We start from the raw sequence: 3239 nt of genomic DNA on the forward strand, positions 1-3239 counted from the left end.
GCCGTCATGTCCACGTTGCTGTCGCTCGCCTCCTTCAGGTAGTCGCCGGCAAGTATGCCCAGGCCACCGGAGTAGATCTTTAATACATGCGTGAGCCCGTATTCCATGCTGAAATAGGCTACACTGGGCCGCTTCGTGTTGTGCGGCTCATTCATATATTGTTTGAATTTATCGTACACTCGGCGGATGCGTTGCATGAGCTCCTCATTTTTCACCATGTTCTCTGTGATGTCTGAGTTCAGGTTCTGTAGCATCACCACCGGGTTTTTTTCGCTCTTTTCCCACTCCACAGGATCCAGATTCTCGAAGATGGCTTTTGCCTCTTCATTCCACACCCACCATAAATTGTGGGTTATTTCCTCCAGAGGACGCAACGGCGCAGGCAACTCTGCATGTACATGTATATCTTTCCAGACTGGCGTATTGGAATAACTCGATTTAATAATCATTGTTGTGCTGTTTAATTTTTTTAGTTCTGATATCGATAACGCATAAATCAATAGACTGTTACAATGGTGTTGAGAAACAGAATATTACGTTACGCCGACAAATATAACATTTTTAATCCGCTTTAAGTTTATGTTGTTTCGATAATCTGATGAAAGAATTATGCAAAGCTTTGCCATAGGCTTCCTGGTAGTATTCAATGAAATGAGACCAGTCGGCCTGATCCGATAACCTGCCGGCTGCCTGTTTCAGCATCTTTATCTGCTCAATGCTCTTCAGCGAGAAATCGTAGATGATGGATGCGATCTCTTCGGCCACCTCTGCGTGATTATAATCGTCACGGTGAATCACTTCAATTCCGTCGTCCAACCCTTTGTGTTCACCTTGCCTTTTTGCCCAGACACCAAAGCCCGAAAGCGAGGTGGTGATGGTGGGGATGGAAAAGGCTACGCTCTCGTGGGGAGTATATCCCCAAGGTTCATAGTAAGAGGGGAAAACAGAAAGATCGAGACCAATCAGCAGATCGTAATAGGAGAGGTTGAAGATTCCGTCATCGCCGTTTAGGTATGAGGGTACAAAGATAATCTTTACACTGTTTCCTTTCGTATTGCTGAAACCATAATGACGAAGCTGATTCATAACTGCATCGTGCTGAGGATCGACAAGATTGTGCGTAACAAAAGGAGAGCCCGCCGGTGAATCATGCTCTGTAGGCGAACCATTTTTAGACAGGAGGGCCTGAAGATCTTTCCGTGGTCCGCTGATCCAGCCGGGAACCATGATGAACGCGACGATATCTTTGGTCAGCTGCGGCATTGTGCGCAGAAGGTTCATGGCTTCGATGAACACATCAATTCCCTTGTTTTTGAATTCATAACGGCCGCTGATGCCTATCAGCAACGCATCGTGATGTACGGCATAGCCGAGTGTTTTTTCGGCTACATTCAACAACACTTTCCGGGCATTTTTTCGAGCCTGGATGTACTCGTTTCCTTTCGGAATGAAGTCTTTTTCAAACCCGTTCGGAGTGACAACCTCGGGTTGACGCTGCAGAAACTGGGCACACTCGCGGGCGGTGATTTCACTCACGGTGGTGAAGCAGTCAACGTTCCGGGCAGCCTCTTTCTCAATGGAATGCTTGGCTACCATATTTAGCTGACGCGCCATCTGATCGCCGTTGTATTCTTTCAAATGGTTATACAAAGGCAGGTTGTTGCCGGCAATAGATCGTCCGATAGAGGTGGCATGAGTGGTAAACATCGTGGCTATTTTAGGCACATACTTTTTGATGTAGAGTGCCCCGGCACCCAGCATCCACTCATTGAAGTGGGCAATAACATTGTCCGACTCCAGGTGATGGAAACGGTAAAAACTCTCAATCAGCAGGCCGGTGGCATAGGCGAACATGGTTGAATTGAAATAATCACCGTAGGCAAAGATGGAATCTACTTCATAGTCGGTCCACATCTTTGCATAGATCTCATTTTGTCTCTCCAGAAACTGCTCAAACTTTACCAGAAAAACAATGGGCTCCCCGGGTACATTCCACCTGCCGGCACGAATTTCAAGATGCTGGGTCTCCAGTGCGTAATCACACCACGATGAATAGAGGCTTCGGTCTTCCGTAAACCAGGGACTCTCTCTCTCCTTCCATATGTCGGGGCCAATAAAAAAAATCCGGTCTTTGTATAGCTGTTGAAGTGAACGGGCGCGCGTAGACAAAACGGTATAAATACCGCCTACTTTATTGCATACTTCCCAGCTGGTTTCGAAGATATAGCGGGGGATATGCCTGGAATCTATTTCCATAAATATCTTTTTTCTTGTCTCAAACGGTACAAAGGTAATAAAAAAATGAGTTACCTTTGTACTTTCATCTGAATGGTTGAAACATTAGACATTACACAATTGCAGCAGCGGGTGGAGAAGCACCCCAATATGACAGCGGCAGGCTCTTTACTGAAAAACGTGCATGTTTTATCGGTAGCCGGTTTGCACGGATCGTCGCGTGCCATGTTTTCTGTCGGTTTGTTTCGCAAGTTTCCCCGCATCTATCTCTACATCCTGAATGATGCGGAAACGGCCGGTTATTTCTATCACGACATCACCCAGATTATGGGCTCGCGCGAAGTGCTGTTTTTTCCATCGGCCTACAAACGGGCGTCGAAATATGGACAGCTTGACGCGGCCAACGAAGTGCTTCGCACAGAAACATTGAGTAAACTGCAAAGCGAGGATACGCCGTTGATTATTGTGAGTTATCCCGATGCGCTGGCGGAAAAAACCGTCTCGGGAGAACAGTTGAAAGAGAATACTCTGAAGGTGACGGTGGGCGAGATGCTGGACTCATCGTTTGTGAGCGAGGTGCTCGAGAGTTATGGCTTTCAATACGTGGACTATGTGTATGAGCCGGGGCAGTATGCCGCGAGAGGAAGTATCCTCGATGTGTTTTCCTTCTCCGCAGAATATCCGTACCGGATCGACTTCTTTGGCGATGAGGTGGAAACCATCCGCAATTTTGACCTGGAAACGCAGCTCTCAAAGGAACAATTCAACGACATCCGTATTGTTCCCGCGTTTGAGCGAAGCGGCATGAAGCAGGCATCACTCTTCGACTCACTTCCTCCCTCCGCAATCATCGGCATGGAAGATTCACGCTGGATAACCAGCCGGGTGGAGTCACTCAACGAAGACGAACTACACATAGACCCGAAGGATGTGGAGTTCGTAAAAGCAGACCTCCTTTCGAAAGACGATTTCATGCGGGCTGTCAAGCTATTTAAACAGGTCCG

2 protein-coding genes and 1 pseudogene are annotated in these 3239 nt (G+C 47.4%); 1 reads left to right on the forward strand and 2 read right to left on the reverse strand.

Annotated elements, in window-relative coordinates; genetic code table 11:
• Both B3Z75_RS02240 and B3Z75_RS02245 read right to left on the reverse strand, forming a co-directional pair.
• Window positions 1–449 (reverse strand): DUF3417 domain-containing protein (locus tag B3Z75_RS02240; RefSeq protein ID WP_294067286.1); only part of this gene is annotated, 449 nt, incomplete at its 3' end.
• 112 nt (window positions 450–561) lie between these two features.
• Complete coding sequence (locus B3Z75_RS02245) at window positions 562–2256, reverse strand: glycogen/starch synthase (protein ID WP_294067288.1); 1695 nt, start codon at window positions 2254–2256, stop codon at window positions 562–564.
• A gap of 72 nt (window positions 2257–2328) precedes the next feature.
• On the opposite strand from B3Z75_RS02245, the pseudogene B3Z75_RS02250 reads away from it, so the two are divergent.
• A pseudogene (locus B3Z75_RS02250) lies at window positions 2329–3239 on the forward strand (transcription-repair coupling factor); the annotation flags it as partial.

Origin of the sequence: Proteiniphilum sp. UBA1028, assembly GCF_002316955.1 — a bacterium.
GTDB lineage: Bacteria > Bacteroidota > Bacteroidia > Bacteroidales > Dysgonomonadaceae > Proteiniphilum.